This window comes from Microbacterium luteum (assembly GCF_015277875.1).
Lineage (GTDB): Bacteria > Actinomycetota > Actinomycetes > Actinomycetales > Microbacteriaceae > Microbacterium > Microbacterium luteum.
This window is the reverse complement of the sequence record NZ_CP063814.1, coordinates 1,470,755-1,495,659: the sequence shown is the minus strand read 5'-3', so window position 1 is coordinate 1,495,659 and position 24,905 is coordinate 1,470,755. Positions and strand designations below refer to the sequence as shown.

22 protein-coding genes and 2 tRNA genes are annotated in these 24,905 nt (G+C 69.3%); 6 read left to right on the top strand and 18 right to left on the bottom strand.

What is annotated here, in order from left to right:
- Positions 1 to 135 precede the first annotated feature (135 nt).
- The gene (locus IM777_RS07300; protein ID WP_194385100.1) at positions 136 to 1,242 is read right to left on the bottom strand and encodes a TerC family protein; all 1,107 of its coding nucleotides are present in this window, start codon (positions 1,240 to 1,242) and stop codon (positions 136 to 138) included.
- 236 nt (positions 1,243 to 1,478) lie between these two features.
- Between IM777_RS07300 and IM777_RS07295 the strand changes: the two genes are divergently transcribed.
- Positions 1,479 to 2,036 carry an RNA polymerase sigma factor gene (locus IM777_RS07295; protein ID WP_194385099.1) on the top strand — a complete coding sequence of 186 codons (558 nt, stop codon included), beginning with the start codon at positions 1,479 to 1,481 and terminating at the stop codon, positions 2,034 to 2,036.
- Complete coding sequence (locus IM777_RS07290; RefSeq protein WP_194385098.1) at positions 2,033 to 3,127, top strand: DUF4349 domain-containing protein; 1,095 nt, start codon at positions 2,033 to 2,035, stop codon at positions 3,125 to 3,127. The genes IM777_RS07295 and IM777_RS07290 overlap by 4 nt, the downstream gene beginning before the upstream one ends.
- Before the next feature lie 7 nt (positions 3,128 to 3,134).
- Here IM777_RS07290 and IM777_RS07285 read toward each other — a convergent pair whose 3' ends face one another.
- Positions 3,135 to 3,782 carry a response regulator gene (locus IM777_RS07285; RefSeq protein WP_194385097.1) on the bottom strand — a complete coding sequence of 216 codons (648 nt, stop codon included), beginning with the start codon at positions 3,780 to 3,782 and terminating at the stop codon, positions 3,135 to 3,137.
- Positions 3,770 to 5,473, bottom strand: coding sequence for a sensor histidine kinase (locus IM777_RS07280; RefSeq protein ID WP_194385096.1), 1,704 nt, complete (start codon positions 5,471 to 5,473; stop codon positions 3,770 to 3,772). Before IM777_RS07280 ends, IM777_RS07285 begins: the two co-directional genes overlap by 13 nt.
- Positions 5,474 to 5,627: 154 nt before the next feature.
- On the opposite strand from IM777_RS07280, the gene IM777_RS07275 reads away from it, so the two are divergent.
- Complete coding sequence (locus tag IM777_RS07275) at positions 5,628 to 7,229, top strand: serine hydrolase (RefSeq protein ID WP_194385095.1); 1,602 nt, start codon at positions 5,628 to 5,630, stop codon at positions 7,227 to 7,229.
- A 143-nt stretch (positions 7,230 to 7,372) separates the two neighbouring features.
- Here the strand turns inward: IM777_RS07275 and IM777_RS07270 are convergent.
- Positions 7,373 to 7,445: transfer RNA gene (locus IM777_RS07270), tRNA-Glu, on the bottom strand.
- Between the two features lie 106 nt (positions 7,446 to 7,551).
- Here IM777_RS07270 and IM777_RS07265 point away from each other — a divergent pair.
- Positions 7,552 to 8,187, top strand: a complete 636-nt coding sequence (locus tag IM777_RS07265; RefSeq protein WP_194385094.1) for an MBL fold metallo-hydrolase — start codon at positions 7,552 to 7,554, stop codon at positions 8,185 to 8,187.
- Positions 8,188 to 8,202: 15 nt separating this feature from the next.
- On the top strand, positions 8,203 to 8,547 hold the full coding sequence (locus IM777_RS07260) for a YchJ family protein (protein WP_228481000.1): 345 nt from the start codon (positions 8,203 to 8,205) through the stop codon (positions 8,545 to 8,547).
- Between the two features lie 74 nt (positions 8,548 to 8,621).
- On the opposite strand, the gene IM777_RS07255 is transcribed toward IM777_RS07260, so the two are convergent.
- The 7 genes from IM777_RS07255 to IM777_RS07225 form a co-directional block, all read right to left on the bottom strand.
- Positions 8,622 to 8,693 (bottom strand) — tRNA-Gln (locus IM777_RS07255).
- A 70-nt stretch (positions 8,694 to 8,763) separates the two neighbouring features.
- Positions 8,764 to 10,272, bottom strand: coding sequence for a glutamate--tRNA ligase (gene gltX, locus IM777_RS07250; protein WP_194385093.1), 1,509 nt, complete (start codon positions 10,270 to 10,272; stop codon positions 8,764 to 8,766).
- Positions 10,273 to 10,282: 10 nt separating this feature from the next.
- Positions 10,283 to 11,542, bottom strand: coding sequence for an MFS transporter (locus IM777_RS07245; protein ID WP_194385092.1), 1,260 nt, complete (start codon positions 11,540 to 11,542; stop codon positions 10,283 to 10,285).
- Complete coding sequence (locus IM777_RS07240) at positions 11,532 to 12,299, bottom strand: fumarylacetoacetate hydrolase family protein (protein ID WP_194385091.1); 768 nt, start codon at positions 12,297 to 12,299, stop codon at positions 11,532 to 11,534. Before IM777_RS07240 ends, IM777_RS07245 begins: the two co-directional genes overlap by 11 nt.
- A 27-nt stretch (positions 12,300 to 12,326) precedes the next feature.
- Positions 12,327 to 13,433 carry a branched-chain amino acid aminotransferase gene (locus IM777_RS07235; protein WP_194385090.1) on the bottom strand — a complete coding sequence of 369 codons (1,107 nt, stop codon included), beginning with the start codon at positions 13,431 to 13,433 and terminating at the stop codon, positions 12,327 to 12,329.
- 45 nt (positions 13,434 to 13,478) lie between these two features.
- On the bottom strand, positions 13,479 to 14,531 hold the full coding sequence (locus IM777_RS07230) for a 3-isopropylmalate dehydrogenase (RefSeq protein WP_194385089.1): 1,053 nt from the start codon (positions 14,529 to 14,531) through the stop codon (positions 13,479 to 13,481).
- 56 nt (positions 14,532 to 14,587) lie between these two features.
- Positions 14,588 to 16,135 (bottom strand): MFS transporter, encoded by a 1,548-nt coding sequence (locus IM777_RS07225; protein ID WP_194385088.1) that lies wholly within the window; start codon positions 16,133 to 16,135, stop codon positions 14,588 to 14,590.
- 73 nt (positions 16,136 to 16,208) lie between these two features.
- Here IM777_RS07225 and IM777_RS07220 point away from each other — a divergent pair, with 73 nt between their 5' ends.
- Positions 16,209 to 16,757 (top strand): TetR/AcrR family transcriptional regulator, encoded by a 549-nt coding sequence (locus tag IM777_RS07220; protein ID WP_194385087.1) that lies wholly within the window; start codon positions 16,209 to 16,211, stop codon positions 16,755 to 16,757.
- Positions 16,758 to 16,763: 6 nt separating this feature from the next.
- Here the strand turns inward: IM777_RS07220 and serA are convergent, their stop codons facing one another.
- The 7 genes from serA to ilvD all read right to left on the bottom strand — a co-directional run bounded on the left by serA (position 16,764) and on the right by ilvD (position 24,863).
- Positions 16,764 to 18,368: a phosphoglycerate dehydrogenase gene (gene serA, locus IM777_RS07215; protein WP_194385086.1), complete on the bottom strand. Its 1,605-nt coding sequence runs from the start codon at positions 18,366 to 18,368 to the stop codon at positions 16,764 to 16,766.
- A gap of 148 nt (positions 18,369 to 18,516) precedes the next feature.
- Entirely contained in the window at positions 18,517 to 18,873 is a 357-nt protein-coding gene (locus IM777_RS07210; protein ID WP_194385085.1) for a hypothetical protein, read from the bottom strand.
- Entirely contained in the window at positions 18,870 to 19,451 is a 582-nt protein-coding gene (locus IM777_RS07205) for a DNA polymerase III subunit gamma/tau (protein ID WP_194385084.1), read from the bottom strand. The genes IM777_RS07210 and IM777_RS07205 overlap by 4 nt, the downstream gene beginning before the upstream one ends.
- Before the next feature lie 240 nt (positions 19,452 to 19,691).
- A complete protein-coding gene (gene ilvC / locus IM777_RS07200) occupies positions 19,692 to 20,768 on the bottom strand; it encodes a ketol-acid reductoisomerase (RefSeq protein ID WP_473743251.1) in 1,077 nt (358 codons plus the stop codon).
- Between the two features lie 31 nt (positions 20,769 to 20,799).
- Positions 20,800 to 21,309, bottom strand: coding sequence for an acetolactate synthase small subunit (gene ilvN, locus IM777_RS07195; protein ID WP_194385082.1), 510 nt, complete (start codon positions 21,307 to 21,309; stop codon positions 20,800 to 20,802).
- Position 21,310: 1 nt separating this feature from the next.
- The gene (locus tag IM777_RS07190) at positions 21,311 to 23,113 is read right to left on the bottom strand and encodes an acetolactate synthase large subunit (protein WP_194385081.1); all 1,803 of its coding nucleotides are present in this window, start codon (positions 23,111 to 23,113) and stop codon (positions 21,311 to 21,313) included.
- 43 nt (positions 23,114 to 23,156) lie between these two features.
- On the bottom strand, positions 23,157 to 24,863 hold the full coding sequence (gene ilvD / locus IM777_RS07185) for a dihydroxy-acid dehydratase (protein ID WP_194385080.1): 1,707 nt from the start codon (positions 24,861 to 24,863) through the stop codon (positions 23,157 to 23,159).
- Positions 24,864 to 24,905 lie beyond the last annotated feature (42 nt).

The window sequence follows — 24,905 nt, the reverse complement described above, 5'->3', positions numbered from 1 at the left end:
GCCCGCGACGAAACTCCGCGACGAGTGAGGCCTGGGTTACGAGGACTCGTCGCGGCCGCTAAGGAGAAGGCGAGCGATCCACACGGAGCCAGGCTATCACTGCCGCCGACGTGCCCGGACGTGCACCGGCACGCCTCAGCTGCGGTCGCGCGGGTCGACCGTGGGCGGAGTGGCGTGCTCGTCCGCGACGACGGATGCCGCCTCTTCGGCGTCGGTCGCGCCGCTGCCGTCGGGGATGGCGGGCGTCTCCGGCTCCGGCACCACCGGCTCCTTGCCGGCGGCGACGAGACTGGCGACGGTCGCGACCGCCATCGACACCAGGATGACGCCCAGCGAGACCCAGGTGGAGATCTCCGGTGCCCACTCGACGTGCTCGCCGCCGTTGATGAACGGAAGCTCGTTGACGTGCAGGGCGTGCAGGAAGAGCTTCACGCCGATGAACGCGAGGATGAACGCGATGCCGTAGTGCAGGTAACGGAGCCGGTCGAGCAGTCCGCCGAGAAGGAAGTAGAGCTGACGCAGTCCCATCAGCGCGAAGAGGTTCGCCGTGAACACGATGAACGCACTCTGGGTGATGCCGAAGATCGCGGGGATCGAATCGATCGCGAAGACGAGATCGGTGAAGCCGATCGCCACGAAGACGAGGATCATCGGCGTCCACACCTTCTTGCCGCCCATCACCGTGCGCAGCTTGGGGCCGTCGTACGAGTCGGAGATGTTGAAGAAGCGCCGCATGAAGCGCACCAGCCCGGTCTCGGTCTGCGCCGAGTTCTCGTGCGATCCGGGGAACGCCTGCCGCCACGCCGTGTAGACGAGGAAGAGGCCGAAGACGTAGAAGATCCAGCTGAGGTTCTCGATGAGGACGGCGCCGAGCATGATGAAGATCGCGCGCAGGACCAGCGCGATGATGATGCCCACCATCAGCACCTCCTGCTGGTATCGGCGCGGCACGGCGAACTGGCTCATGAGCAGGACGAAGACGAAGAGATTGTCCACCGACAGGCTGTACTCCGTCAGCCATCCCGCGACGAACTCCCCCATCGCATCGTGGCTGCCGGTCACCCACAGCAGCACGACCGCGAACACCAGCGCCAGCGAGACGTAGAAGACCACCCACAGCGTCGCCTCGCGCATCGACGGGATATGCGGGCGCTTCAGGATCAGCAGCAGGTCGGCGACCAGAATGACCACCAGCACGGCGAGCGCGGCGATCTGGAACCACGCGGGGATCTCGTAACCCATCAGGGCCTTTCGAAGAGGGATGCACGAATCATCGAAAGTCTCTCCCCCGCTGACGCGGCGCGCGCCCGGGGCCCTGCAGGACCCGTGATGACGGACGCGCGAGGACGGGATACTCCCTCTCGCGGCCTCAACCCTACCGGGTCGCCGCGCGGCACCCCACCGATGTGAGACGATCGCGCCGGTGCCGACACTTCACGGGTGTAGGACCACCCTCGGCCTCGAAGGAGCAGCACCGCATGAGTTCCGCGCCCGCATCCGACGACGCGACGCTCGTGGCGCTCGCCGCGAGCGGGAGCGAGCACGCGTTCCGCACGCTGTACCGCTCCTACGCGCCCGCCCTGTACCGCGTCGCGTACGCGCTGCTCGGTGACGCGCCCGACGCCGAGGACGTGCTGCAGGAGACCTTCCTCGTGGCGTGGCGGAAGCTGCCGGGCATGCGCCTGGCGGGCGAGTCGCTCTTTCCGTGGCTGGTGACGATCTGCCGCTTCCAGTCGGCGAACCGGATGCGCCAGCAGCGTCGCGACCGGGAAACCCGCGGTCGGCTCCCCGAGGGCGCGCCCGCGCGGGTGGACGTCGAGCAGCAGGTGATCGGAGCCGACCTCGCGCGTCGCATCGGCGACGAGGTCGACGGACTCGGCGAGCTCGATCGGGGCATCTTCCTGCTGTGCGCGGTGGAAGGACTCGACTACGGCGCGGCGGCCGCGCGGCTCGGTGTCTCGCACGGGGTGGTCCGCAATCGCCTGTCCCGCATCCGTTCACGGCTGCGGGCAACCGTGAAGGAGAGCACGTCATGACATCGAACGACCCGCTGCCGCACATCTCCGAGGCCAGCCTGGATCGCATCGAGGACTCGGTGTTCACCGGAATCGCGCGCGAACGCGACCGACGCCGCACGCGACGTGCGCGGTGGTGGGCCGGCGGCGCCGCCGCGGTCGCCGTGATCGCAGCGGCCGCGCTCATCGGCCCCGCCGTGCTGGTCGGGCCGGCCTCCACCGACATCAGCGCGGTCGAGGTCCCCGACGGCGGCGGCCAGATGGCGGATGCCCCCGCCGACGGCGCGACGGAGTCGGGCATGGCTGCCGACGATGCGACCTCGTCGGGGATCGAGATCGGCCCCGTCGACACCGATCGCGAACTCATCACCTCCGCGACGGCGACTCTCGTCGTCGACGACGCCGCGACCGGCGCAGAGGCGGTCGCCGTCGCCGCACGAGCCCGCGGAGGCTGGGTGGAGTCGCTGACGATCACCGAGGACGAATCCCGCTCGGACGACGCGTACACGTCGGGGATGACGGACACGTCGATGCCCGTCCCGTACGCCGGATCGTGGGTCACGGTGCGCGTTCCCGCCGATCAGCTCGACGCGATCGTCGCCGACCTCTCCGCGATCGGGGAAGTGCGTTCGAGCTCGGTCGACACCTTCGACGTCACGGAGCAGGCGATCGACCTTCGCGCACGGGTCGAGGCCACGGAGGCGTCGGTTGCCCGGCTCACGGAACTGCTCGACGAATCCGCGGACCTGTCTGATCTGATCGCCGCCGAGACGGCGCTCGCCGACCGTCAGGCGCTCCTGGAGTCGTACCGCCAGCAACTGGAAGACCTCGAAGGGCGGGTCGCGACATCCAGTCTGACGGTGACCCTCGTCGAGCCGTCGGAGCCGGTCGAAGCCGACCCCACCGGATTCGGCGACGGGCTGGCGGCCGGGTGGAACGGGCTCGTGGCCACACTCAACGGAATCGTCATCGGCCTCGGTTTCCTGCTCCCCTGGCTCCTGGTGGTCGCCGTGGTGGTCGCCGCCGTCTGGCTCGTCGTCATCGGTCGCCGAGCGCGTGCTCGGCGCCGCGCCGCATCCGTCGCCCCCACCCCGGAGGACGACGACGTCTGAGGCCCGCTCAGTGCGTCAGATAGTGGATGACCGCGAGCACCCGACGGTGGTCGTCGGCGTCCACGGCGAGCCCGAGCATGTCGTAGATGTTCGAGGTGTGCTGCACGATCGCCTTCTCCGACAATCCGAGTTCCGCGGCGATCCACCCGTTGCTCCGCCCCTGCGCCATGAGTGCGAGCACCTCGCGCTGCCGCGGAGTCAGGGCCTCGACGCCCCCGCCGAGCAGACGGGCGCGTGCGACCATGATCTCGACGACGTCGGGGTCGAGGGCCGTGCCGCCTCGGGCGACGCGACGCAGGTCGGCGGTGAAGGTCCGCACGTCGGCTATCCGCTGCTTCAGCAGGTATCCGATCCCCGCGCCGCCGTCGCCGATGAGTTCTTCGGCGTAGCGGCGCTGCACGTGCTGGGAGAGCACCACCACGGGCATCGCCGGCCGCTCCGATCGGATGCGCGCCGCGGCGGCGAGGCCCTCATCGGTGTAGGAGGGCGGCATGCGGATGTCGGTGATGACGAGATCGGGGTCGTGAGCCCGAACGGCTTCCTCCAGCGCGACCGCGTCGGGCGCGACCTCCACCACGTCGAACCCGTCCTGTCGCAGCAGCAGCGCGAGTCCTTGGCGCAGGAGCGCTTCGTCTTCACCGATCACGACGCGCACGGCAGACGCACCTCCAGACGTGTGCCCTCCCCGTGCGGCGACGAGATGAACCAGTCGCCGCCGAGGGTGTCCACCCGATCGGCGAGTCCCCGCAGACCGCGACCGGTCGGGTCGGCACCGCCGATGCCGTCGTCGGTCACGGTGATGCGCAGCGTCGGGCCATCGTGCACGAGTACCACCGCGGCGGACCCTGCCCTCGCGTGCTTGACCGCGTTCGCGAGAGCTTCGGCCACGACGAAATAGGCCGTGGTTCCCGTGGCGGCGGGCAGCAGACCCGGCTCGACCCGCGCCGACATGGTCGTCGGCACGGGCATACGGTCGACGAGGTCCTCCACGGCCGCGACGAAGCCGCGCTCCATGAGCGGCATGGGCAGCACGTCGTGTACGAGCCGGCGCAGATCTCCGGCGGCGACGTCGATACGACGACGCAACGCCGTGGCCGCCGCCGCGGCAGCGAATCCGACTTCCGGCGCATGCGCGATCTGCTGAGCCTCGACGCCCAGCAGGACCAGCTGCGCCTGCAGTCCGTCGTGGAGGTCTTGGGCGATGCGGAACCTCTCGCGATCGGCGGTCTCCACGATGCGGATGCGGGATGCGAGCACCTCGCGACGGCTCTGGCGCAGTTCGGCGGTCAGGCGGGAGCGGTCGATCGCGACGGCGATGATGCGCCCGGCGCGACGCACGCGCGTCTCGTCGATCTCGGAGCGGCAGTCGTACTCGATCGCACCCACCGGGCGTCCGTCGATGTCGACGTCGACGACCCCGCGGTCGGGATGCGCCGACACGCGCGCGGGTTCCCCGTCCTCGTCGACCAGACCGTCGGGCGCGCGCAGGAGCACCCGGAGCGACGGATCGCCGAGGGTGTCCGCCACAGCATCGGACAGGGGACGCGAGCCGTCGGAAGAGGTCGACAGCTGCTCACCGAGATCGGCGAGATCCCGCGTCGGAGTGAATCCGCCGCCGAGCACGCCGATCAGGAACGCGATCGGGAAGCCGAGCAGGAGCAGCAGCTGGAGCCCGGCGCGCAGCACCGCCTCGTCGGCGGGCAGGACCACGGGAAGCGCGACGATGGCGAGCACAGCGACGATGCCGTAGGCGTAGAGCGGCAGCAGCACCCGCCTCGCGCGAGCATCGGCGTGCTGCAGGCGTCGCACCAGCAGCCACGCCGTCGCGACCATGAGCGCGAGCCCGACGGCGCTCTGCACGGCGGCCACCGGCGCCGCAACCGCGGGCGCATCCAGCAGCACGGCCGGCAGCGGGAGGAGGATGGCGATCGTGTAGGCGATCGCAGCGAGTCCGACCGCGAGCCTCCCCGAGAGCCGGCCGGTGGGGAAGGCCAGCAGCAGGTGGACGATGACGGCGAGAACCGCCGTCGCGAACACGTTGCCGAGTGTCGCGAGCTCCGGCACCGGCGCGTTCGCGAGATTCGCGACCGTGAGGGAGACCCCGCCGCAGACCAGCAGCATCCCGGTCGCATTCGCAGGGCGTCGAAGCCAGGCGACGGCGCCCGAGACGAGATAGACGATCGCGACGACCGCGAACAGGGTGATGGGGACGGACCCCTCCCCCGCGCCGGGGAGCACGAGCGCGAGCACGACGAGCGCCAGCAGCGATCCGACGAGCGTGAGGATGCTGAGGACCCCGCGCATCGACCGCACCGACGGCGCCCGGTAGCGCGTGGGTGCTGCCATGCGTCCTCCCCGATCATCACCGGCCCGGTCATCGCCGGCGGGTTCGACTATCCTCGCGCATCCCGGTCACCGCCATGGACCTGGGTCTATGTTCCTCACGCGTGGTCCACCGCCAGAGTGGAAGAGGCCCTGCCCCACCCGATACGGAGAGCCCATGCCCCGAAGATCCCTCGTCCCCGCCGCCGCCATCGCCTCGGCGGGCCTCCTTCTCACCGGGTGCGTCCCTGAAGCCGGCGGTGAGGCGGTGGTCGTCGAGACGGCAGACGCTCCGCCGGGCGATGCGATCGCCCTGCCCGCGGCGAACGTCGACGATGCCGTCACGGACGCGCTGTCGCAGCTGCCCGGCCTGATCGCGGACGACCTCGCGGAGACAGGCGTGCCCGGACTCGCCGTGGCCGTCGTCCACGGCGGCGAGATCGTGTACGCCGAAGGCTTCGGGGTGAAGACCGCGGGGGAAGGAGATCCAATCGACCCGGAGACGGTGTTCCAGATCGCGTCGGTCTCGAAGTCGCTGTCATCGACGGCGATCACCGCCGCCATCGGACAGGGTGCCCTCACGTGGGAGACCCCGGTGTCCGACCTCCTCCCGGGCTTCGCGCTGAGCGACCCCTATGTGACCGAGCACGCCACGGTCGGCGACTTCTTCTCGCACCGGACGGGACTGGACACCGGAGCCGGCGACGACCTGGAAGACCTCGGGTACGGGCGCGAGTACATTCTGGATCATCTCGACATGCTCCCCCTCGACGCGTTCCGATCCAGCTACCACTACTCCAATTACGGCATCACCGTGGGCGCTGAGGCGGCCGCCGCCGCAGTCGGCGAGCCGTGGGAGGACGTCACCGAGTCGCTGGTGTACGAACCGCTCGGGATGACACGGACGAGCTCCCGCTACGAGGACTTCCTCGCGGAGGACAACCGCGCGACCATCCACGCGTTCGTCGACGGCAGGTTCCAGCCGCTCTTCGACCGCGACCCCGATGCACAGGCTCCCGCCGGCGGCGTCTCGTCGAACGTCATCGACCTCGCCGCGTGGATGAACGCCGTCCTGGCCGGCGGAGAGCACGGCGGGGAGCAGATCTTCGACGCCGCGGCCCTGACGGCGGCGACGACCGGTGAGATGATCTCGAGCCACCCTCCCGAAGCGACATGGCGCACCAGCATGTACGGGTTCGGCTTCAACGTCGACACGGCGGTGGGAGGACGCACCGGCATCGCCCACTCGGGCGGGTTCGTGCTGGGAGCCGCGACGAACTTCCGCCTGATCCCGAGCCTGGACCTGGGGATCGTGACCCTCACCAACGGGGGCCCCTACGGCCTTCCCGAGGCGGTCAACGCACAGTTCCTCGACCTGGTGCAGTACGGCGACCTGACCCGCGACTGGATCACGGACTACCGTGCCGCCGTGGCGAGCCTCACCACGCCCGTCGGCGATCTCGTCGACGAGCAGGCGCCGAGTGCCCCCGACGCGCCTCGTGACCTCGCCGACTACGAGGGGACCTACGACAACGCCTACTTCGGACCGCTCACCGTGTCCGAGCGGAACGGTCAGCTCGTCCTGGCGATGGGAGCGGATGACGGGTACGTGCTCGAGCTGAGGCATTGGGACGGGGATGCCTTCGCGTTCGTCCCGACGGGTGAGAACGCCCCGGAGGGATCGATGTCGTCCGCGACGTTCCTCGAGGACGGGGGTGATGTCACCGGCGTCACGCTGCAGTTCTTCGACGCCCAGGGGCTCGGGACCTGGAGCCGGTGACGACGGCGCGTCGAGGCGGGTGAGCCGGGACTGGGGCCGGCTCACCCGCCTCGGTGCCGCTGCGATGAGGGGGGAAACGAAGAACTCCCCGGCGCAAGCCGGGGAGTTCTTCGTTGTTGCCGGATAAGGTGTGTCAACACGTGTGACCCCAGCGGGATTCGAACCCGCGTTACCGCCGTGAGAGGGCGGCGTACTAGGCCGCTATACGATGGGGCCGGAAGGCAACCGTTCGATTATGGCACGGCTTCGCCATGCCTCCAAATCGATGCAGGCATGCCGATCGGCGCTTGCCCGACAGCCCTTGCGGGAGTTGACTCGACCCATGCGAGTGACCAAGTTCGAGCACGCCACCCTCACGCTCCGCGAGTCCGGCAAGACGCTCATCATCGACCCGGGCTCCTTCACCTCTCCCCTCCCCGATCTCGAAGACGTCGTCGGCGTGGTCATCACTCACGAGCACCCCGACCACTGGACGCCGCAGCATCTCGACCGCATCCTGAAGGCGTTCCCCGGCACTCCCCTCTTCGGGCCGCAGGGGGTCGCCGACGCCGCAGCCGAGTACGACATCACCATGGTCGCGCCGGGCGATGCGCTCAGCGTCGAGCCGTTCCGGCTGCAGTTCTTCGGCGGCCGTCACGCCGTCATCCACGAGTCGATCCCGGTGATCGACAACGTGGGCGTGCTGGTCAACGACACGGTCTACTATCCGGGTGACTCCTATACGGCACCCGAGGTCCCCGTGAAGCTGCTGGCCGCACGCGTCGGCGCACCGTGGCTGAAGATCGGCGAGGCGATGGACTTCGTGCTCGCGGTCGCGCCGCGAAGTGCGTTCGGCACGCATGACATGACGCTCTCGGTGGCGGGCCGGCAGATGGGGCGGGCGCGCTTGACGTGGGCGGTCGAGCAGAACGGCGGCGAGTTCTTCGAGCTCGATCCCGGTGAATCCGTCGACGTGTGACGCGAGGCGGACGCGGTGGGAACGGACCGGATGACCGACGACGCGCGGGAGCCGATCACAGCGGAGGCGTTGATGCGGTCGCGCTTCGACGCGTTCCGGAGGGCGGACGCCGCCTGGTTGATGCGCACGTGGCATCCGGACACCCGACCGGCCCAGCTCGACCTGACGGGCAATCCGCGATGGCGGGGCCTTCAGATCGTCGACGTGGTGGCCGGCGGGGAGGATGACGACACCGGCCTGGTGGAATTCCGTGCCAGTTACCTCACCGACGAGGGGATCGCCGTTCTCCACGAGCGCTCGAGATTCGTACGGGAAGGTGGACGCGGGTTCTATCTGGACGGCGACGACCGCGCGGACTGAGAGGCTGCCAGCCGGGTGGCGAGAGGCTCTCGTGAAACGCAAAAACCCCCGCTGAGCGGGGGTTTTTCACGTTGCTGGGGTACCTGGACTCGAACCAAGAACAACTGAACCAGAATCAGCCGTGTTGCCAATTACACCATACCCCACCGGTCTCGACCGGGGTCGTGCCGAAGATCGAGTCTAGACGACCGACGGTCCCGAGACAAACCGAGGCGATCAGCGACGATGCCGCACGAGGGCGTCGAGCCGCCGCAGGGTCTCGGCCTTGCCGAGGAGCTCCATCGACTCGAACAGCGGCGGCGACACCTTGCGTCCGCTGACCGCGACACGGAGCGGCCCGTAGGCCACGCGCGGCTTCAGCCCGAGTCCCTCCACGAGCGCGCCCGCCAGCGCATCCTGCACCGCGGCCGCCGTGAATTCGCCCCCGGGGATGATCTCGAGCGCACCCACGGACGCGACGACGACCTCGTCGGCGTTGTCGGGGAGGCCCGACAGCGCATCCTCCTGATAGTCGACCTCGTCGACGAAGAGGAAGCCGAGAAGGTCGGGTGCGTCGCCGAGGAGCGGCATGCGCTCCTGGACGAGCGGGGCGGCCGCGGCGATCAGACGATGCTGCTCGTCGGTCGGCGGGTTCGAGACCAGCCCTCGGGCGACGAGGTAGGGCACGATCCGCGCGGCGAAGTCGGCCGGCTGGAGCATGCGGATGTGATCGCCGTTGATCGCCTCCGCCTTCTTCTGGTCGAAGCGCGCCGGATTCGGGTTGACGTCGGCGATGTCGAAGGCCTCGACCAGCTCCTCGAGTGTGAAGACGTCCCGATCCGGAGCGATCGACCAGCCGAGGAGCGCGAGGTAGTTCAAGAGGCCTTCGTGCGTGAAGCCCTTCTCGCGCTGGAGGAACAGGTCCGCGCGCGGGTCGCGCTTGGAGAGCTTCTTCGTGCCCTCCCCCAGCACGAGAGGCATGTGGCCGAAGCGCGGGATGACATCCGTGACTCCGGCATCGACGAGAGCACGATACAGCGAGAGCTGGCGCGCGGTGGAGGGCATGAGGTCCTCACCGCGCAGCACGTGCGTGATCCCCATGAGCGCATCGTCGACGGGGTTCACGAACGTGTAGAGCGGCACTCCCCCGGCGCGCACGATCACGAAGTCGGGGAACGAGCCAGCGGGGAATGTGACCTCGCCGCGGATGAGGTCGACGTACGTGAGGTCTTCGTCCGGAACACGCAGGCGGTAGGCCGGCTCGCGGCCCTCCGCCCGGAAAGCCGCCTTCTGCTCGTCGGTGAGGTCGCGGTCGAAGTTGTCGTAGCCCAGCTGCTTGGCCCGGCCGTTGGCCTCGTTGCGCGCGTCGATCTCCGCTGCGGTGGAGTAGCTCTCGTAGACGACTCCCGCGGCGAGCAGCTTGTCGAGGACCTCGCGGTAGAGCCCGTGACGCTGCGACTGCCGATACGGAGCGTGCGGCCCGCCGACCTCGACGCCCTCGTCCCAGTCGATACGGAGCCAGCGCAGTGCGTCGAGCAGCTGCTGATAGCTCTCCTCGCTGTCCCGCGCGGCGTCGGTGTCTTCGATGCGGAAGATCATCTTGCCGCCGTTGTGGCGCGCGTAGGCCCAGTTGAACAGGGCGGTGCGCACGAGCCCGACGTGGGGAAGCCCGGTGGGCGAAGGGCAGAAGCGCACCCGGATGTCGGAGCCGGCTGCGGTGGTGGTGCGGGGGTCAACGGAAGCCATCGCCTCCAGTCTAGGTCGGCGTCGCCTCCGACTGTGGCACCGAGGATCGCACCGTCGGCGCGAGCGCCACGGCGGCCAGCACCCCGACGCCCACGACGAGGGCGAGTCCGCCGTAGCCGATCCAGCCGAGGATCACACCGGCGGCGATCGCGCCCCCGGCGCCGACGAGACTCATGACCGTGTCGCTCAGCCCCTGACGTCGCGTGCGCCGGACTTCATCGCTCGCTTCCGTCAGCAGCGCCGCTCCAGCGACGGTCGCGGCACTCCAGCCGAGGCCGAGGAGCACGAGCGCGACCGTCACGGCGACCGTGGAGTCCTGTCCGAGGAAGGCCAGGACGAGCGACGCCGCCAGCAGAGCCTGACCGAGCAGGATCGTCGGCATGCGCCCCCATCGGTCGGCGAGGATGCCGAACACGGGCGCGAGGGCGTACATCCCGGCGATGTGCAGGCTGATCGTGACGCCGATGATGGTGAGGGTGGCGCCGTGGTGCAGCAGATGCACGGGTGTCATGGCCATCACCGACACCATCACACCGTGCGCCGCAGCGACGACGACGATCGCGTATCGCGCCACACACGGCCTGTCCGTTCCGGCGATCGGTCGCGTCGCACCGGATCGATCCGCGGCAACGGCGGCCTGCGCGGTCAGGAGCGGGTCGGGCCGCAGCGCAGCCAGGTAGAGCAGAATCGCCAGCCCCTGACCGGCGACGGTGAACAGGTACGGGCCGGTCAGAGCCGGCATGCCCATGAGCGCTCCCAGCGCCTCACCCGGACCGACGAGGTTGGGGCCGAGGACCGCGCCGATGGTCGTCGCCCACACGACGATCGACAGATCACGACCGCGGGATGCGGCGGTCGCGAGGTCGGTCGCCGCGAAACGCGACTGCAGGTTCGACGCCTGGCCGGCTCCGATGAGCGCGAACGCGAACAGCAGGAGGGGGAACAGCGACGCGGCGGCTCCGACGACGACCAGCGCGACGCCGGCGAGGGCCACCGCCATCCCCGTCGTCAGCGCGGGTCGACGCCCGCGTCGCCGCGCGAAGGCCGCAAGCGGAGCCGCGAACGCGGCCGTGCCGAGAGTGACGGCCGCCGTCGCGAGTCCGGAGAACGCCTCGTCGCCGCTGATCTCGGCGGCGAGGACCGCGCCGAGCGAGATCGTCGCGCCGAACGCCACGCCACCGAGGATCTGACCCAGCGACAGCACGGCGACCGTGCGTCGCTGCAGGCGGCGCAGGTCGTCCTGCGGATGCGTCGAGGTTTCAGGCGCCACGGGCGGGGTTCCGCAGGATCCCCAGCCCGGTGATCTCGACCTCCACCGCCTGTCCCGAGCGGATGGGGCCGACGCCGGCGGGCGTTCCGGTGAGGATGACGTCGCCCGGCAGCAGGGTGAACGCCGCTGAAGCGTAGGCGATCACCTCGGCGACGCCGTGCACCATATCGGTCAGCGGCGCCTCCTGGCGCACCTCTCCGTCGACGCGTGTGGTGAGCACGGCGTCGCCGGCAGGGTCGAACTCGGTCTCCACGATCGGGCCGAGCGGGCAGAAGGTGTCGAACCCCTTCGCTCGCGCCCACTGGCCGTCGCGGCGCTGCAGGTCGCGCGCGGTGACGTCATTGGCGTTGGTGTAGCCGAAGACGTAGTCGAGGGCGTTCTCGGCGGCGACGTTCTTGGCGATGCGCCCCATGACGACCGCCAGCTCCCCTTCGACGTCGATGCGTTCGGACTGCGGCGGCAGCACGATCGCATCGTCGGGGCCGATGACCGAGGTGTTGGGCTTGAAGAACAGCATCGGCTCGCCCGGCACGTCGTTGTCGAACTCCGCTGCGTGGTCGCGATAATTGCGACCCACGGCGATCACCTTCGACCGCGGGATCACCGGCGCGAGCAAAGCCACGTCGCCGAGGGGCACCCGCTCGCCGGTGGTGTCGTACCCGGCGAACATGGGGTCTCCGGCGAGGACGACGAGCTCGCGCTCGTCGACGATGCCGTACTTGATGGCGTCCTGATGGCTGAAGCGGGCGATCCTCACGCGTCCACCCTACGAGGCACGGCGGCTTCAGGCATCCAGTCGATAGAGCCAGCCGTGCGTGTCGTCACGGCGACCGTATTGGATGTCGGTGAGCTCCTCGCGCAGCGACAGCGCCAGCTCGCCCAGCGGCTGCTGGTCTTCGAAGTCGGCGCCCTTGAGCGTGCCGATGGGCGTCACGACAGCGGCGGTGCCGCACGCGAAGACCTCGACGATGTCGCCCGAAGCCACGCCGTCTCGCCATTCGGCGAGGGTCACCGGGCGCGCCTCGACCTTGTGCCCGCGGTCCCGCGCGAGCTGCAGGATGGAGTTGCGGGTGATGCCGTCGAGGATGCTGGGCGATTCCGGCGTGACCAGCGTGCCGTCCTTGCGCACGAACACGACGTTCATCCCGCCGAGTTCCTCGACGTTCCCGTCGGAGTCGAGGAAGACCACCTGGTCGCACCCCTGCTCGTAGGCTTCGGACTGCGGCAGCAGGCTCGCGGCGTAGTTGCCGCCGGTCTTGGCCGCACCCGTGCCGCCCTTGCCCGCGCGAGCGTAGTTGTCGCTGAGCCAGATCGACACCGGCTGCACCCCGCCCTTGAAGTAGGCAGCGGCGGGGCTCGCGATCACGTAGTAGCCGACCTTGTGAGCCGGACGCACACCGAGGAAGGCCTCCTTCGCGAACATGAAGGGGCGCAGGTAGAGGCTCTGGTCGGCACCGGACGGCACCCAGTCGAGGTCGGCGCGCACCAGCTCGGCGAGCGACTGCACGAAGTAGGGCACGGGGAGCTCCGGAAGCGCCAGACGCCGGGCGCTTCGCTGCAGTCGACGGCCGTTCTGGTCGGGCCGGAACGTGTGCACCGACCCGTCCGCGTGGCGGTAGGCCTTGATGCCCTCGAAGATCTCCTGGCCGTAGTGCAGCACCGCGGCCGCGGGGTCCAGCGACAAGGGTCCGTAAGGCTGCACGCGGGGCCGGTGCCATCCACCCCTGACCGACCAGCACACGTCGACCATGTGATCGGTGAAGTGCGTGCCGAACCCCGGCTCGGCGAGGATCTCCGCGCGGCGCTGTGCGGAGGCGCCGTTGAGATTGCGGGAGACGACGAACTCGAGCGGCTCGAGGTCGGCGTCGATGTCGGAGTCGATGAGGGTCATGTCACGTCCTGGCGGTTCAAGGCGCTGGATGCGCCTGGTCAAAGGTTACGCCTGCACCCGCGCGGCGATCGCGTCGCCGATCTGAGCGGTGGTACGGGGCGAGCCGTCGCGGGCGGCGACGTCCTCCTCGACCGCACGGGTGATGCGGGCCGATTCGTCGGTCAGCCCGAGGTGGTCGAGCATGAGGGCGACGGAGATGATCGCTGCCGACGGGTCGGCCTTCTGCTGCCCCGCGATGTCGGGCGCCGATCCGTGTACGGGCTCGAACATCGACGGGAAGGCGCCGTCGGGGTTGATGTTGCCCGAGGCGGCGAGGCCGATGCCACCGGTGACGGCGCCGGCCAGGTCGGTGAGGATGTCGCCGAAGAGGTTGTCGGTGACGATCACATCGAAGCGGCTGGGGTCGGTCACGAGGAAGATCGTGGCCGCGTCGACGTGGAGATAGTCTACGGCCACGTCGGGGTATTCCTCACCCACCGCGTCGACCAGGCGCTTCCAGATCGATCCGGCGTGCACGAGCACGTTCGTCTTGTGCACCAGGGTCAGGGCACGCCGTCGCACCTGGGCGAGGGCGAAGGCGTAGCGCACGACGCGCTCGATTCCGAAAGCGGTGTTCACCGACACTTCGTTGGCGACCTCGGCGGGGGTGCCCTTGCGGATCGCGCCGCCGTTGCCCACGTAGGGTCCCTCGGTGCCCTCGCGCACGACGACGAAGTCGATCGCGCCCGGGTTCGCCAGCGGGCTGGTCGAACCGGGATGGAGCTTCGACGGCCGCAGGTTCACGTAGTGGTCCAGCTCGAACCGGAGCTTCAGCAACAGGCCGCGCTCGATGTTGGCGCCGGCCAGGCGAGGGTCGCCTGGCACGCCGCCGACGGCACCCAGCAGGATCGCGTCGTGCGTCGCGATCGCGGCGAGGTCCTCGTCGGTGAGCGTGTCGCCGGTCTCCAGGTAGCGCGCCGCCCCGAGCGAGAAGTGCGTGGCGTCGAAGCGCGTCTCCCCTCCCGCGGTGACGGCGGCGAGCACCTTCTCCGCTTCGGCGACGACTTCCGGACCGATGCCGTCACCGGGGATGACGGCGAGCTTGATGACGCGCGACATCGCTCTCCTAGGGTGCAGGGCCCGGCGGACGCCGAGCGGAGCGGGCTGCGGCCCCGTCAGTGCTCGATGCGGGACGGGGCGCGGGACCCTCCCAGGGTAGCGGCGGCGATGACCGCCGCGACGACCACGAGAGCGGCCCCCATCGCGGCGGTGACGCCGACACCCGCTCCGAAGGCGCTCGCGGCGGCATCCCGCAGCGCGGCCCCGAGGGCGCCGCCGAGGAGGTCGGCCTCGACCATCGCACCGGCGAGCGTCTCGCGGGCCGGTTCCCGCACATCGGCCGGCAGCGCCGCCGGCAGCGCCAGGTTGCTTCGGTAGAGCGCCGTGACGACGCCGCCGAGCACCGCCGTTCCCAGCACCGCGCCGAGCTCGTAGGCGGTCTCGGAGACCGCGCTCGCGGCCCCGGCCTTGGCCGGCGGGGCGCTCGCGAGGATGAGCTCGTTCGAGACCGTCTCGGCGGCACCGATCCCGATCCCGAGCGAGACGAACGCGACGACGAGGGTGGCAGGCGACGCATCGGCCCCGGAGACGCCCACCATGACGTAGCCGAGCACGGAGAACGCCAGGGCGACCGGCACCAGCATTCGGGGCGCAACGCGGCGGCCGAGGGGGACGACGAGAAACCCGGCGACGATCATCGCGGCGAGTCCCGGCACGAGAGCCATGCCGGCCTCGAGGGGCGACAGTCCCAGCACCAGCTGCAGGTGCTGGGCGACGAAGAAGAGGAAGCCGACCAGACCGACCACCGACAGGAGGTTCACGAGCAGCGCACCCGTGAAGGTGCCCTCGTGGAACAGGCGCATGTCGAGCATCGGCGTCCGCATCCGCAGCTGACGACGCACGAACAGCACGCCGAAGACCGCACCGGCCGCGGCGAAGGCCCACGCAGCGCTCCCGACGCCGTGCACCGCGAGTTCCTTGATGGCGAACACGATCGGGACCATCGTCGCCATCGACAGGGCGATGCTGATCGGGTCGATGCGACCGGGATGCGGGTCACGGCTCTCGGGGACGAGGAACGGCGCGAGCGCGAGCAGGGGGATGAGCACCGGGATCGCCAGGAGGAACACCGAACCCCACCCGAAGTGCTCCAGCAGGATGCCGCCGACGATGGGGCCGAGGGCGGCACCGGCGGAGAACATCGACGCCCACACCGCGATCGCGAGACGCCGCTGGTCGCGATCGGTGAAGATGCTGCGCAGCAGAGAAAGCGTCGAGGGCATGAGCATGGCACCGAAGAATCCCATCGCGGCACGCGCAACGATCAGCAGCTCCGCCGTGGGCGCGAAGGCCGCCAGCGCCGAGATGGCCGCGAACCCGGTCGCGCCGATCAGGAGCATCCGTCGACGACCGAACCGGTCCCCCATCGTGCCCATCGTCACCAGCAGGCCGGCGAGCACGAGCGGGTAGACGTCGACGATCCACAGCTGCTCGGCGCTCGAGGGCTCGAGGTCGCGACCGATCGCCGGCAGGGCGAAGCTCAGCACGGTGTTGTCGACCGACACGAGCAGCACAGGAAGCATGAGCACGGCCAGAGCCGCCCACCCGCGCCATCCCACACGGGTGCCCTCGTCGCGGGTCACCGGCATCGTCTGCGTCGTCATGTCACATCCTTTCTATACCGTCCAGCCGGTATAGTATCAGGATGACAGCATCGCCGTCGATACGATCGATCTCGTGAGTCGCCCTCCCCTGGCCCGCGAGAAGGTGCTGGACGCGTACGAGGCGATCCTCATCGCCGACGGAGCGCGCGCCGCGACCATGGAGGCGATCGCGCGCGAAGCAGGGGTGTCCAAGGGCGGACTGCTCTACCACTTCGAGTCGAAGGAGGCGCTCGAGGCGGCCCTCATCGCGCGCATGACCGACCTCGCCCTCGCCGACATCGCGGAACTCTCCGCCGACGCCGACGGTCCCGTTGCCGCCTTCGTGCGCACATCCGTGATGACGGGGCACCCGCTCGATCGCGCGATCACCGCGACGTCGAAGCTCGCCCAGACCGGCAACGTCGCCGCATCGGACGCGCTGCGCGGCATCCGTGACCGCTGGGCAGACCTCGTGCGACCGCACGTTCGCGATGACGCCGCACTGCAGCTGGTGCTGCTGGTCAGCGACGGTCTCTACTTCAACAACGCTCTCGTCACCGGCGTGCTGCCGGGTCCGCTGCCGCGCGACGCCGAACTGGATGCCCTCGTGGAGCTGGTCGTGCAGGCGACGCGCGGCGCGTGAGGCCGATCAGGCCTCGGTGATCTCGATCTGACGGAACAGGTCGGCGTGGATGGCCGAACTGACCTCCTCGAGAAGTGCGTCGTCGACGGGCGAGTCGACCGTGAGAACGGACAGCGCCTGGCCGCCCGCAGCCTCGCGCGCGATCTGCATGCCCGCGATGTTGATGCCGGCCTCACCGAACTTCTGGCCGTACACGGCGACGATGCCGGGGCGGTCGGTGTAGAGCATGACGACGTGGTGCTTCTCGATCGGGAGCTCGATCGCGTGACCGTTGATGCCCACGAGCTTCTCGACCTGCTTGGTCCCGGTCAGGGTTCCGGACACCGACAGCTGCGAGCCGTCGCTGAGCGCACCGCGCAGCGTGATGACGTTGCGGTACTCGGGGCTGTCGTCGTCGACGAGCAGCCGCACCTCGACGCCGCGCTGCTCTGCCAGCAGCGGGGCGTTCACGTACGACACGGTCTCGCTGACGACGTTGGTGAACACGCCCTTGAGCGCGGCGAGCTTCAGCACGCCCACCTCGTAGTCCTTCAGCTCACCGTGCACCTCGACATCGAGGCTCGTCAGCGGCGAGTGAGAGAGTGCCGAGAAGATCTGACCGAGCTTCTCGACGAGGGGGATGCCGGGACGCACGTACGGGTCGATGACGCCGCCGGCGACGTTGACGGCGTCGGGCACCAGTTCGCCGCCGAGGGCGAGGCGCACCGAGCGGGCGACGGAGACACCGGCCTTCTCCTGCGCTTCCTCCGTCGATGCCCCCAGGTGCGGGGTGACGACGACGTTCGGCAGGTCGAGGAGCTTGTGCGCCGTGCCGCCCTCGGCCGGCGGCTCTGACGTGAAGACATCCAGGCCGGCGCCGGCGATCTCCCCCGTCGTGAGCGCGTGGAACAGCGCCTCCTCGTCGATCAGACCGCCGCGCGCGACGTTCACGACGTAGGACGACGGCTTCATGAGCTTCAGCTGCTCGGCACCGATCATTCCCGTGGTCTCGGGCGTCTTCGGCATGTGGATCGTGACGAAATCGCTGTGCTCGAGCAGTTCGTCGAGACCGACCAGCTGCACACCGAGCTGCTGGGCGCGGGCGCTCGTGACGTAGGGGTCGTACGCGACGATCTTCATGTCGAACCCCTGCAGGCGAGCCGCGATCAGCGCACCGATGCGACCGAGGCCGATGATGCCGACGGTCTTCTCGAAGAGCTCGGTGCCGGTGTAGGAGCTGCGCTTCCACGCGCCACCCGACAGCGACGCGTGCGCGGCGGGGATGCGGCGGGCGAGGCTCAGGATGTGACCGACGGTCAGCTCCGCGGCGGAGATGATGTTCGAGGTGGGCGCGTTGACCACCATGACACCTGAGGTGGTCGCCTGCTTGATGTCGACGTTGTCGAGGCCGACGCCGGCGCGGGCGACGACCTTGAGGTTCGGCGCGGCCGAGAGCGCCTCGGCGTCGATCTTCGTCGCGGATCGGACGAGGACCGCGTGCGAGTCTGCGAGGGCCGCCAGCAGAGCGGGCCGATCGGTGCCGTCGACGTGGCGCACGTCGAAGTCGGGACCGAGGGCGTCGATCGTGGCGGGAGAGAGCTGTTCGGCGATGAGCACGACGGGCTTCGACACGTGGTGTTTCCTTCGGTGGCGGTGCGCGAGGGCGCGGTGCAGAGCGTGAATGCCGCGCCGGGCGGGGGCGAGGCGAGGCCGAACTCAGCCTAGCGCGCGGGTCGGAAGCCGACGAACCGTGTGACGGCGAGAGGTGCTGCCGCGGCAATCACGTCTCGACCGGGTTCAGGAGGCTGTCGGTGATCGACGAGTAGGCGAGCACGTCGAGCCAGAACACCGCCACGAGCGCGAGACCCACCAGCAGGATCACCGCCAGGGCCGCCGCACCGCGTCGACGCCCGAGAGCGAAGGCGAAGGCGAAGACCACGACGGGGAAGACGACGGCGAACCCCAGGACCGCCCACCCCACGCCGTTCAACCCGCGCACTCCGCTGGCCTGCAGGATCAGGAAATCGAGCGCGTTCCACACCGCGTAGGCATAGAGCAGTCCGAAGGCGCCGGTGATCGTCGCCGTGAGCCAGGTCGGGATGCGTCGCGTGCTCGTCGTCGCGTTGTCGGCGGTCATTGTCCGATCGCTCCGATCATCGCGAAGGGCCAGGGAACGAGGAGCACCACGCCCCCGGCGAGCCAGACGAAGCGCACCCACGAACGCGATCGACGGGTCAGCAGCACGGTGGCTGAGAACCAGATCGCCGGTGCCGCGACGGCGATCCACAGGGCGAAGGCGTACGCGACGTGGGCTACGGCCGTCTCCGGCAGAAGGAACGGGATCACGTCCTGCAGTCGAAGGCCGCCGACGATCCATCCGATCGTGTAGAGCAGATAGACCCCGCCGAGCACGCCCAATGCGATGAGCGCGGCGTTGCCCATGGGCTGCGCCTGGTCAGCGTCGGCCGGAGCGGCTTCGCTTGCCGCCGCATCCTCGTCCGGTTCGGCGTCGGACCGCCTGATGTCGTCTGCCCCGCGGCCGACCGCGGTATACCCCGCCGGAAGTCCGGTCGAGCTCTCTGCGCCGGCGGCGATGCGACCGTCGTCGTCAGCGGATGCATCCTCACCGACCGTGTCGTCGGCGGACGAACCCGTGTCGAGGGTCGGATCGTCATCGCCGTCCCAGCTCAGGGCGTCGCGCTCTCGAGGGGTCACTCCCCCAGCCTAACCGCGCCCGAGCCGACCGCGCCTTCAGAGCCGGTGTCCACCGTTCACCTGTCACCGGTGGTCGCCATGGCGATCCGAGGCGACATCGCGCGACAACCGAAGCGGCGAGTGCCGCGAACACGACGGAGGGTGGGCGCCGAAGCACCCACCCTCCGTGTGAGGTCAGCGCGCGGCGCTGCCCTGGTTTCGATACGCGGCTGAGCCGCTACTCAACCCAAGCTACCTCGGTCAGCGCGCGGCGCTGCCCTCGGTGTAGTCCTCATCCTGCTGCTTCCACGCGAAGAGCGAGCGCAGCTCCTTGCCAACAGCCTCGATCGGGTGCGACGCGGCCTTCTCGCGCATCTCCATGAACTCCGCAGCACCGTTGTCCTGGTCGTCGATGAAGCGCTTCGCGAACGCGCCGGACTGGATGTCGGCGAGGACGGCCTGCATGTTCTCCTTGACGCGCGGGTCGATGACGCGCGGGCCGGACACGTAGTCGCCGTACTCGGCGGTATCGGAGACCGACCAGCGCTGCTTGGCGATGCCGCCCTCCCACATCAGGTCGACGATGAGCTTCAGCTCGTGCAGCACCTCGAAGTAGGCGATCTGCGGCTGGTAGCCCGCCTCGGTGAGCGTCTCGAAGCCGTACTGCACGAGCTGCGAGACTCCGCCGCAGAGCACGGCCTGCTCGCCGAACAGGTCGCTCTCGGTCTCCTCGGTGAACGTCGTCTTGATCACGCCGGCGCGCGTGCCGCCGATCGCCTTCGCGTACGACAGCGCGGTTTCCCAGGCCGAGCCCGAGGCGTCGCTCTCGACGGCGATGATGTCGGGGATGCCGCGACCGGCGACGAACTCGCGACGCACGGTGTGACCCGGCGCCTTCGGCGCGACGAGGATCACATCCACGCCCTCCGGAGCGTCGATGTAGCCGAAGCGGATGTTGAATCCGTGCGCGAACGCGAGGGTCTTGCCCGCGGTCAGCTTGTCCTTGATGCTCTCGGTGAAGATCGAGCGCTGGTGCTGGTCGGGCGCAAGGATCATGATGAGGTCGGCCCACTCGGCCGCGTCGGCGACCGACTTGACCTGGAAGCCCTCATCCTGCGCCTTCTGGGTCGACTTCGACCCCTCCTTCAGGGCGATGACGACCTCGACCCCGGAGTCCCGCAGGTTCTGCGCGTGTGCGTGGCCCTGCGAGCCGTAGCCCACGATCGCCACCTTCTTGCCCTGGACGATGCTCAGGTCGGCGTCGTCGTCGTAGAAGATCTCAGCCATTCTTCGTGTCTCTCCTTGTTCGTGTCGTTTCGTCTCGCTCCGCTCGCTCAACGACCGGAAGCGAGCGGATCTGTCTCTCGGGTCAGCCGCGCAGCACGCGCTCGGTGATGCTCTTGGGCCCTCGGCCGATGGCGAGCAGGCCCGACTGAGCGAGCTCCTTGATGCCGAACGGCTCGATGGCGCGCAGGAAGGCCTCGACCTTGCCCTGATCGCCGGTGATCTCGATCACGACCGCGTCGGGGGCGTAGTCGACCACCGAGGCGCGGAACAGGTTCACCACCTCGAGCACGTTCGAGCGTGTGGCGTTGTCGGCGCGCACCTTGACGAGCATGTGCTCGCGCTGCACCGACGCGACCGGCTCCAGCTCCACGATCTTGATGACGTTGACGAGCTTGTTCAGCTGCTTCGTCACCTGCTCCAGCGGCAGGCCCTCGACGTCGACGACCACCGTGATGCGCGACAGCCCGGGCACCTCGGTGACCCCGACCGCGAGGGACTCGATGTTGAAGCCGCGACGGGCGAAGAGGCCGGCGACACGCGTGAGGAGGCCGGGCTTGTCTTCGACGAGCAGGCTCAGGACGTGCTTCGACATCTCACTCGTCCCCTTCGAACGACGGCGCGTGCTCGCGCGCGTACTGGATGTAGCTGTTGCTGACGCCCTGCGGCACCATCGGCCACACCATCGCATCGGCGCTGACGACGAAGTCGATCACGACGGGTCGGTCGTTCGTCTCCAGCGCGAGGGCGATCGCGTCGTCGACCTGATCTTCGCGTTCGACGCGGATGGCGAGACACCCGTAGGCCTCGGCCAGCTTCACGAAGTCCGGGATGCGCGCCGTGCCGTGCCCGGTGTTCAGGTCGGTGTTGGAGTGTCGCCCGTCGTAGAACAGCGTCTGCCACTGGCGCACCATGCCCAGCGAGGAGTTGTTGATGACGGCGACCTTGATCGGGATGTTGTTGATCGCGCAGGTGGCGAGCTCCTGATTGGTCATCTGGAAGCATCCGTCGCCGTCGATCGCCCACACCTGACGGTGCGGCTCCGCGACCTTCGCACCCATCGCCGCGGGCACCGCGTATCCCATGGTGCCGGCGCCGCCGGAGTTGAGCCACGCGTTGGGCCGCTCGTACCGGATGAACTGCGCCGCCCACATCTGGTGCTGTCCGACGCCGGCCGCGTAGATGCCCTCCGGACCCGTCAATTCGCCGATGCGCTGGATGACGTGCTGGGGAGAGAGGAGTCCGTCGGAGGTGGGAGCGAAACCGAGCGGGAACTCGTCGCGGAGGCCGTCGAGGAACGACCACCACTGATCGATGTCGGGCTTCTGCCCGTCGGCCACGCCGCGGAATGCCGAATCGAGGTCGAGCAGCACATCCTTCAAGTCCCCCACGATGGGCACGTCGGCGGTGCGGATCTTGGAGATCTCCGCCGGGTCGATGTCGACGTGGATCACCTTGGCGTGCGGGGCGAACAGAGCCGCCTTGCCGGTGACGCGGTCATCGAACCGGGCGCCGAGGGTGATGAGGAGGTCGGCCTCCTGCAGCGCCAGCACCGCCGGGACGGTGCCGTGCATGCCCGGCATGCCGAGATGCTGCGAATGCGAGTCGGGGAAGGCGCCGCGTGCCATCAGGGTCGTGACCACGGGCGCACCGGTCGACTCCGCGAGCGTGCGCAGCTCGTCCGCAGCGCCGGCACGGATGACCCCGCCGCCGACGTACAGAACGGGCTTCTTGGCTTCGGCGATCAGCTGCGCAGCGGCCTGGATCTGCTTGCCGTGCGCCTTCGTGACCGGTCGATATCCCGGCAGGTCGTACTTCGGCGGCCACACGAAGGGAACCTCGGCCTGCTGTGCGTCCTTCGTGATGTCCACCAGCACGGGGCCGGGGCGACCGGTGGTGGCGATCTCGAACGCCGCGGCGATGGCGCCCGGGATCTCGGCGGCATCCTTCACGAGGAAGGAGTGCTTGGTGATCGGCATGGTGATGCCGACGATGTCGGCCTCCTGGAACGCGTCGGTCCCCATGAGGTGCGAGAACACCTGACCGGTGATGCACACCAGCGGGACGGAATCCATGTACGCGTCGGCGATGGCCGTGACGAGGTTGGTCGCGCCGGGTCCGGAGGTCGCGATCGCGACGCCGGGCCGGCCCGATGCCGACGCGAACCCTTCGGCGGCGTGACCGGCACCCTGCTCGTGACGCACGAGGATGTGACGCAGCTCGCTGGCGTCCATCAGCGGGTCGTAGAAGTGCATGATCGCCCCGCCCGGGATGCCGAAGACATCGGTGACGCCGAGCAGCTCGAGCGAGCGGACCATGGCCTGCGCGCCGGACAAGACGGGCGCGGAGGCGCTGCGGGCGGGTGGCCGCGGCACGGCGGCTGCGGTTTCTGAAGGCATGGTGGTTCCTCTGTCGAGAACGAACAGATGTGTCGGAGGCCCGCTACCCCGTCACGGCGCCCTGCGCGGCAGAGCGCACGAGCTTGGAGTACTTGGCCAGGACGCCACGGGTATAGCGCGGGGGAAGGGGCTCCCAGCCGGAACGGCGGGAGTCCAGCTCCGCTTCGTCGACGAGTAGGTCGAGAGTGCGGGCTGCGATATCGACCCGTATCAGATCACCATCGCGCACGAAGCCGATGGGACCTGCGTCCACCGCTTCGGGTGCTACGTGGCCGATGCACAGGCCGGTTGTGCCGCCGGAGAATCGACCGTCCGTCAAGAGTAGTACATCTTTGCCGAGCCCAGCGCCCTTGATGGCGGCCGTGACCGCCAGCATCTCGCGCATCCCGGGGCCGCCCTTCGGGCCTTCGTAGCGGATGACGACGACGTCGCCGGCCGTGATCGCGCCCGCCTCCAGGGCGTCCATCGCGGCGCGCTCGCGCTCGAACACCCGCGCCGGGCCCTCGAAGACCGCTGCGTCGAAGCCGGCGGTCTTGACCACCGCACCCTCGGGGGCGAGCGATCCGTGCAGGATCGTGATGCCGCCGGTGGCGTGGATGGGGTTGTCGAGGGTGTGGATGACGGTGCCGTCGATCGGGTCGGGGTCCAGCTCCCGCAGGTTCTCGGCGAGCGTCTTGCCGGTCACCGTGAGAGCGTCGCCGTGCAGCAGCCCCTCGTCGAGCATCGCCTTCATGATGACGGGGATGCCGCCGTGGCGGTCGACGTCGTTCATGACGTACTGGCCGAACGGCTTCATGTCGGCGATGTGGGGAACCTTGTCGCCGATGCGGTTGAAGTCGTGCAGGTCGAGGTCGACCTGCGCCTCGTTGGCGATCGCGAGAAGATGGAGCACGACGTTGGTGGATCCGCCGAGCGCCATCGCGAGGGCGATCGCGTTCTCGAACGACTCCTTGGTGAGGATGTCTCCCGTGGTGATGCCATGGCGCAGCAGGTTCACGACGGCCTCGCCCGACCTGTGCGCGAAGTAGTCGCGACGGCGGTCGGCCGACGGCGGTGCAGCCGACCCGGGGAGGCTGAGCCCGAGGGCCTCGGCCACCGAGGCCATCGTGTTGGCGGTGTACATGCCGCCGCAGGCACCCTCGCCCGGCGCGATCGCGCACTCGATGCGCTTGAGGTCTTCTTCGCTCATCTTGCCCGCGAGACACGCGCCGACGGCCTCGAACGAGTCGATGATCGTGACGTCCTTCTCGGTGCCGTCCGACAGCTTGACCCAGCCCGGCGCGATCGAACCGGCATAGAGGAAGACGCTCGAGAGGTTCAGTCGCGCCGAGGCCATCAGCATGCCCGGGATGGACTTGTCGCAGCCGGCGAGCAGGACGCTGCCGTCGAGACGCTCGGCCATCATGACCGTCTCGACCGAGTCGGCGACGACCTCGCGCGAGACGAGCGAGAAGTGCATGCCCTCGTGGCCCATGGAGATGCCGTCGGAGACGGAGACGGTTCCGAACTGCAGCGGGTAGCCGCCGCCGGCGTGAACGCCCTCCTTCGCCCCCTGCGCGAGGCGGTCGAGGCTCAGGTTGCACGGGGTGATCTCGTTCCAGCTCGACGCGATGCCGATCTGGGGCTTGTCCCAGTCCTCGTCGCCCATGCCGACCGCGCGGAGCATCCCGCGGGAGGTGGTGGCTTCGATGCCGTCCGTGACGGCGCGACTGCGGGGCTTGATGTCGATCGATTCCTCGGGGTGGGCCATACCTGCGAGTCTATTCCCGGTGGGCGCCTCCGCCCGACCCGG

Coding starts and splice junctions, on each gene's coding strand:
- IM777_RS07265 (WP_194385094.1), top strand. CDS start 7,552: ATGCGAGTGACCAAGTTCGAGCACGCCACCCTCACGCTCCGCGAGTCC.
- ilvN (WP_194385082.1), bottom strand. CDS start 21,309: ATGTCGAAGCACGTCCTGAGCCTGCTCGTCGAAGACAAGCCCGGCCTC.
- IM777_RS07225 (WP_194385088.1), bottom strand. CDS start 16,135: ATGACGACGCAGACGATGCCGGTGACCCGCGACGAGGGCACCCGTGTG.
- IM777_RS07230 (WP_194385089.1), bottom strand. CDS start 14,531: ATGTCGCGCGTCATCAAGCTCGCCGTCATCCCCGGTGACGGCATCGGT.
- IM777_RS07290 (WP_194385098.1), top strand. CDS start 2,033: ATGACATCGAACGACCCGCTGCCGCACATCTCCGAGGCCAGCCTGGAT.
- IM777_RS07275 (WP_194385095.1), top strand. CDS start 5,628: ATGCCCCGAAGATCCCTCGTCCCCGCCGCCGCCATCGCCTCGGCGGGC.
- IM777_RS07295 (WP_194385099.1), top strand. CDS start 1,479: ATGAGTTCCGCGCCCGCATCCGACGACGCGACGCTCGTGGCGCTCGCC.
- IM777_RS07235 (WP_194385090.1), bottom strand. CDS start 13,433: ATGACCCTCATCGACTCCGACATCGACGCCGACCTCGAGCCGCTCGAG.
- gltX (WP_194385093.1), bottom strand. CDS start 10,272: ATGGCTTCCGTTGACCCCCGCACCACCACCGCAGCCGGCTCCGACATC.
- IM777_RS07190 (WP_194385081.1), bottom strand. CDS start 23,113: ATGCCTTCAGAAACCGCAGCCGCCGTGCCGCGGCCACCCGCCCGCAGC.
- IM777_RS07210 (WP_194385085.1), bottom strand. CDS start 18,873: ATGACCGCCGACAACGCGACGACGAGCACGCGACGCATCCCGACCTGG.
- ilvD (WP_194385080.1), bottom strand. CDS start 24,863: ATGGCCCACCCCGAGGAATCGATCGACATCAAGCCCCGCAGTCGCGCC.
- IM777_RS07300 (WP_194385100.1), bottom strand. CDS start 1,242: ATGGGTTACGAGATCCCCGCGTGGTTCCAGATCGCCGCGCTCGCCGTG.
- IM777_RS07280 (WP_194385096.1), bottom strand. CDS start 5,473: ATGGCAGCACCCACGCGCTACCGGGCGCCGTCGGTGCGGTCGATGCGC.